At 40.2% G+C, this 5,837-nt stretch carries 7 protein-coding genes and 2 pseudogenes; 7 read left to right on the forward strand and 2 right to left on the reverse strand.

All coding sequences use genetic code 11. The features are described 5' to 3' along the window. Together IQ229_RS10170 and IQ229_RS10175 are read left to right on the forward strand one after the other, a co-directional pair. A partial coding sequence (locus IQ229_RS10170) for a GNAT family N-acetyltransferase (protein ID WP_322743967.1) occupies positions 1-578 on the forward strand: 578 nt, incomplete at its 5' end. A 230-nt stretch (positions 579-808) separates the two neighbouring features. Continuing rightward, positions 809-1,489, forward strand: coding sequence for a nuclear transport factor 2 family protein (locus IQ229_RS10175; protein WP_194043360.1), 681 nt, complete (start codon positions 809-811; stop codon positions 1,487-1,489). Positions 1,490-1,634: 145 nt separating this feature from the next. On the opposite strand, the gene IQ229_RS23900 is transcribed toward IQ229_RS10175, so the two are convergent. Then, positions 1,635-1,874, reverse strand: coding sequence for a hypothetical protein (locus tag IQ229_RS23900; protein ID WP_228013363.1), 240 nt, complete (start codon positions 1,872-1,874; stop codon positions 1,635-1,637). 394 nt (positions 1,875-2,268) lie between these two features. On the opposite strand from IQ229_RS23900, the pseudogene IQ229_RS24825 reads away from it, so the two are divergent. The 3 genes and pseudogenes from IQ229_RS24825 to IQ229_RS10190 all read left to right on the forward strand — a co-directional run. Continuing rightward, positions 2,269-2,424 (forward strand): annotated as a pseudogene (locus tag IQ229_RS24825) (type II toxin-antitoxin system ParD family antitoxin); the annotation flags it as partial. A gap of 12 nt (positions 2,425-2,436) precedes the next feature. Next, a pseudogene (locus IQ229_RS24830) lies at positions 2,437-2,520 on the forward strand (type II toxin-antitoxin system ParD family antitoxin); the annotation flags it as partial. Between the two features lie 2 nt (positions 2,521-2,522). Next, positions 2,523-2,795, forward strand: coding sequence for a type II toxin-antitoxin system RelE/ParE family toxin (locus tag IQ229_RS10190; protein ID WP_194043364.1), 273 nt, complete (start codon positions 2,523-2,525; stop codon positions 2,793-2,795). A 79-nt stretch (positions 2,796-2,874) separates the two neighbouring features. Here the strand turns inward: IQ229_RS10190 and IQ229_RS10195 are convergent, their stop codons facing one another. After that, the gene (locus tag IQ229_RS10195) at positions 2,875-3,312 is read right to left on the reverse strand and encodes a GNAT family N-acetyltransferase (protein WP_194043366.1); all 438 of its coding nucleotides are present in this window, start codon (positions 3,310-3,312) and stop codon (positions 2,875-2,877) included. 154 nt (positions 3,313-3,466) lie between these two features. Here IQ229_RS10195 and IQ229_RS10200 point away from each other — a divergent pair, with 154 nt between their 5' ends. Continuing rightward, positions 3,467-4,912, forward strand: a complete 1,446-nt coding sequence (locus IQ229_RS10200; RefSeq protein WP_194043368.1) for a RecQ family ATP-dependent DNA helicase — start codon at positions 3,467-3,469, stop codon at positions 4,910-4,912. A 515-nt stretch (positions 4,913-5,427) separates the two neighbouring features. Then, positions 5,428-5,837, forward strand: a 410-nt coding sequence (locus tag IQ229_RS10205) for a TolB family protein (protein WP_409339916.1), incomplete at its 3' end; no start/stop codon positions are given.

Here is a 5,837-nt window from a genome sequence, read left to right on the forward strand (position 1 = left end):
GGCAAGGGGGGATTAAGGGGGGTAATTCGACTTCTGTGTACACGGTAGCTAACTCTGGGGAGGAGTTATTTGTGAGTTCCAAAAATTTGTTAGAAATTATGCTGACAGAAAAACATATCATTATTAGAGAAGGCACAATCAAAGAAGACTCACTGATTGCAAAACACTTTTACCAAATGTGGCTAGATATTGGTGTTGATGAGAGTAATATTATTCTGGAGTGGGAGAATATTACCCTCCAATTTATAGAAGAAGCGCGTCGAGATTTGTTTTATAAGGCTTTTATTGCAGAGATTGATAATAAAGTTGTGGGTTCTGTAAGTTGTCAAATGTTTGCAGGTTTATACCCGAATGTTTTCAAAGATGAATATCGCAAGTTTGGATATATTTGGGGCGTTTATGTCGAACAGCCTTACCGCAGACGAGGCATTGCTAAATCCTTAACTAATAGAGCAATTGAATATTTAAAAGCGATCGGTTGCACGCGAGTGCTTCTTAACGCCTCGCCATTGGGTAAACCAGTTTACTCCAGCCTCGGTTTCTCTGAAGGGAATGTAATGCAATTAGATTTGATTTAACCAAACAGAATTCAGAAATGAATTCGTGTAACTAGCGGATGAATAAACCTAAATCTGATAGGATAAGTTTCTCGCTCAAGAAGCATCCGTGTTTGCTCATATTCGGATTTGTACAACAGGTCAAGTTTATTAGTTGATTATGAATATTGTTTACTTTTTTAGATTTTTCGATTGACTTGTATGGATAAAACTTTATTCTGAGAAACGATGTTTATAATCAGTCAGCTTGTATGAGTAGCGAAAAGACAACAGAATTGCCACTCTGGGTACAAGATAGAGATATAGTTATTGCTCATGATGAAGAAGTACAGTGGCGAGAAGGAAAACGCCCTGATTATTCATATACCAATGAATTTCTTCATCAAGAGAGTAAATTTCAGCATCCAGAAGGTTCTTTAGAAGCGATCGCTCAAAACTTAGTCCGCACTTTTGAGATGGAAGCTTCTAATAAATCTAATCCTCAACAGTGGCTTTCGATTGTTACTGATAAGTTTAAGATGAGTACCAATGGTGGACAAGAATTCACTGCTCAGGATGTTGCAGATGAAGGTACTTATAATCTGTTTTTGGGTAAAACTGAGCAATATGACTCTGAAACAGAAACCTTTGAATCTTCATTTCAAGTTTTTCATACAGCCTTCCCCAATGGCTTCCTTTGGGAATTAACAGAAGTCCTTTCGGGTCCGCCTAATGTTACCTTTAAGTGGCGACATTGGGGAACATTTAATGGTTCCTATAAGGACTATGTACCTACAGGTGAAACAATCGAAATCGTCGGAGTTAGTATTGCTCGCGTTACTGATGATTTGAAGATTGAGTCTCTAGAGCATTATTTTGATAATAATGTCTTTCTTCAGAAATTAACGGCAGGTGGTTGTCCTTTCCATTCTCAAAATCAAAACAGTCACTAATTTTCATTTAGTTATAGTCATCTAATAGTACGCTCGATCAGCGCTCTTAGTAAACAGCAGTGAGCGCCGATCGAGTGATTATAATCATCGAAAGTCTGCAATATAAGAGAATGCAGAGAAATTTAAATAAATCGGAAAATGCCGTTTATGGTATTGGTGTTTGCACATTAGTAGCTGATGTATTAACTGAAGGTGTAAACCCAGCCAGTTTACCCAACTTCTGGGGTACAAAGTCCGTTTCTTTGCTACCTTGAATCTCAGATAAGTAGCAATCTCGCACCGCCAACAACAAGCCTTTGATGGCATCTGGTGCGCCTGTTTTAACTAAATCGTCTGCCTTTTTGAAAAAAGCCGATCGCCATTTGCCATCGTTATTGCCATACAATTCGATTAAATACCAACCTGCAAGATACTCAGCTAAAGGGTCAAGACAGAAACGGATTTTGTCTTTGGCAGAACCGATAGTTTGAATCAGGTGCAGGCGCTTTTCCAGATAATTGAGGTGTGCTTCGAGGTCATCAATACCCAGAGTTGTTGGTCTTCATCCTCAGCCATGGCCCATCCAGCGATTCGACACGCTAAACTGGTTTTTACAAGGAAGGTAAATATTGATGGTGCAATTACAAAATACAATTGCGGTTTACCACATCGGTAGTCGTCGCCAGAAAAGGCTATTACACCTGAACGCTTACGGCATTTATGGGATGGTTAGTTACTGATTGAGAAAGCAATGCTGTTAAAATCTAGATAAGAATATTAATTATATAGAGCTAGAAAATATGTACATCCAAATTAAACCAGAACTAGAGCAATTTATTCAGGCACAGCTTGCAAGTGGTAGATTTACTAATGCAGATAATGTCATCAATGAAGCCTTGAAACTGTTACAAGAAAGAGAGCAGCGACTTGAAGAATTACGGCAAAAGATTGCTGTAGGAACTGAACAAATTGCTAAGGGACAAGTAACTGACGGCGAAGTTGTATTTGTCAAATTACAAGAAAAGATTCGTTTAATTGCTGAGGAGTCCGCTGAATGAGTAATTATTCATTTTCAGATGCAGCAATTCGAGATTTAGATGAAATTTGTGAATATATTGCTCGGAGTAGCCCAAAAGCAGCTAGTAAGCTTTTTGATGACATTCGCTCCAAATGTAAATTAGTAGCGAGTTTCCCCAATATGGGAAAAGCTATGGAAGGCTTGTACCAAATCTGCGCGGTTTTGTTGTGGATGATTACATTATATTTTACTATCAAAGAGAAGACGGAATTAGTATTACTCGTGTTGCCAGTGGTTATCAAGATTTAGAATCTTTGTTCGTAGATTGATAATTATTAGCGATGTCTACGACGGGCTACGCCTACGCACTTATTTCCCCCCGCTTTGCTCAAGCTTGATTAGCATTGGGATTTAAACGCATCATGATTTTCTCTGGTTCTGTCAAATTTTTAAATCCATAACGGCGATAAAGTCCATGAGCGTCTTTTGTGCCTAACATCCATCTTTGAACATCTTGCAATTCTGGATATTCCAAAATATATTCTACAAACCATTTTCCTAAACCCTGTCCTCGATAAGGTTCCAAAATAAAAACATCTTTTAACAATGCAGAAGTTGCATAATCCGTGATGACTCTCGCAAAGCCAACTTGTTGATTATCTTCATAAAGTCCAAAACATAAAGAATTTTGTATTGACTTTTCCACAGTAGCTAATGGAATGTTTTCAGCCCAATAGGAGGTTTGCAAAAAATCATGAATCATTTGAATATCTAATTTATATTTATCGGTGTTGATGTAAAATCGATGTTTTAATTCTTCATTCATCTCGCTACATCTTTTATTTAATAGGTTGAAAAATTATAGTTCATTCTTGGGGTCAGTGCTTTGTAGTGTCAAATGATGAAATTACTGAACCATTAGCTGGATAACAGAGGCTATATTCAGCATTCAATGATATGCGTGCATATAGTTATTGATTATGAATCAGCCTACAACAAAATCTTGGCAAGAAGTCCGTGCTGCTTTCAAACAAATCTGGGGTTATGAAGATTTCCGTCCACCACAGGGAGAAATTGTCAGCAGTTTGTTAGCACAAAAAGATGCGCTGATTATTATGCCTACAGGTGGCGGGAAGTCGATTTGTTTTCAACTTCCCGCACTGCTACAAACAGGATTAACCTTGGTAGTTTCGCCTTTGGTGGCGTTGATGGAAAACCAAGTTCAGGAATTACTACAAAGCCACCAAAAAGCAGCACTTTTGCATAGTGAATTATCTTCATCTCAACGCCGTGCAACGCTGCAAGCTTTAGAACGTCAACAGCTAAGGTTACTTTATTTATCGCCCGAAACTTTGCTCAGTACGCCAGTGTGGGAAAGATTATGTCACCCGCAATTGCAAATTAATGGTTTGATTTTAGATGAAGCTCATTGTTTAGTGCAGTGGGGTGATACTTTTCGCCCAGCTTATCGCAGATTAGGGGCGGTGCGTCCGGCATTGCTCAAATCAAAACCACCAGGAACAAAAATCAGTATCGCCGCTTTTACTGCGACTGCTGACCCCTCAGCCCAAAAAATTATTCAAACAGTTTTACAATTACAGCAACCAGAGATTTTCCGCTTGAATCCTTACCGTCCGAACTTGCATCCCACTGTTCGCATTGCTTGGACACCACGGGGTAGGAAACAACAATTATTAAAGTTTATTCAAAATAGACCGCAACAATCGGGATTAGTTTATGTTCGCACTCGAAGAGATAGCGAAGATTTAGCCGAATGGTTAGCAGAGATGGGTTACGCTACAGCTAGCTATCATGCGGGATTGGGTGCAATAGAACGCCGTGAAGTAGAAGCAAGCTGGTTAAGTGGCAAAATTCCCTTTGTGGTTTGCACCTGTGCGTTTGGCATGGGGATAAATAAATCAGATGTTCGCTGGGTTGCCCACTTTCACGCGCCACATCTGCTATCTGAATATGTGCAAGAAATTGGCCGCGCTGGAAGGGATGGGAAACCAGCAGAAGCGTTAACGTTGGTGAGTGAACCTACGGGGTGGTTAGATTCAGGGGATAAGCAAAGACAGGAGTTTTTTCAAGAACAAATGCGATCGCAACAACAAATAGCGCAGCAACTTGTGAAAAAATTACCAAAACAGGGAGAAGTGAATGCAGTAACTCGACAATTTCCCGAAGGTGCAACGGCGCTAGCTTTACTCCATAGCAACGGTCAGCTAAACTGGCTTGATCCTTTCCATTACACCATTGGGCAAAAAGCGGGAAATCAGCCACCAACGCAATTACACGCCGCTAAACAAATGCAGCAATACCTAACAACTAAGCAGTGTCGTTGGCAGTTTTTGTTAAATGCTTTTGGTTTTGACAAAGAAGCAGTTAACCTGCGTTGTGGATATTGCGATAATTGCCGTCAATGAGTATAAAAGACTCGTTCACGAGTATCAAAGGCTCGTCGTCGAGTATAAAAGACTCGTTCACGAGTATAAAAGACTCGTCGCCGAGTATAAAAGGCTCGTCGTCGAGTATAAAAGGCTCGTTCACGAGTATCAAAGACTCGTCGCCGAGTATAAAAGGCTCGTTCACGAGTATCAAAGACTCATCGCCGAGTATAAAAGACTCGTTCACGAGTATTAAAGACTCATCGCCGAATATAAAAGACTCATTTACGAGTATTACTCCCTTGCTGCTTGTTCGCCGTCAGGTGTTTCCGCTAGAATACCTAGATTTTTTTAATAATTGCGATCGCGCAGCGTCTCGTTAGAGAAGGACGCAAAGGAAAAGATGGATAATCTTATCACGCGACAGGGAATAAGTTAAAACTTTTTTCTTTCCCCTGCTCCCCTAAATATTCTCCAGCTAGGTTCATCCAATAGGATGAATTGTCATTTTCACCACCAAGTGACAATAAGGTAGTCAAGTAGAGGATAAAAATATGTCATCTGCTCAAGCGCCCTCCCTACCAACGTTGATTCCGCGCGAAATTCTGTTTGGGAATCCCGAAAAAACTAGCCCACAACTCTCCCCTGATGGCAAGTACTTGGCATATATCGCCCCTGATGAGAAAAATGTCTTGCAGGTATGGTTGCGAACTATAGGACAAGAAGACGACCAGATATTAACTGCCGACAAAAAGCGCGGTATCCGCATTTTCTTCTGGACTTATAACGCCGACCAGTTGATTTATATGCAAGACTCGGATGGTGACGAGAACTTTCATCTCCACTTAGTTAATATTCACTCCAAAATTGTGCGTGACTTAACGCCATTCCAAGGTGTAAAAGCAGAACTCGTGGAACTGGAACCAAAATTTCCAGATGATATGCACTTTACACAGATGAAGGA

The sequence above is a fragment of the Nostoc cf. edaphicum LEGE 07299 genome (assembly GCF_015207245.1).
Taxonomy (GTDB): domain Bacteria; phylum Cyanobacteriota; class Cyanobacteriia; order Cyanobacteriales; family Nostocaceae; genus Nostoc; species Nostoc edaphicum_B.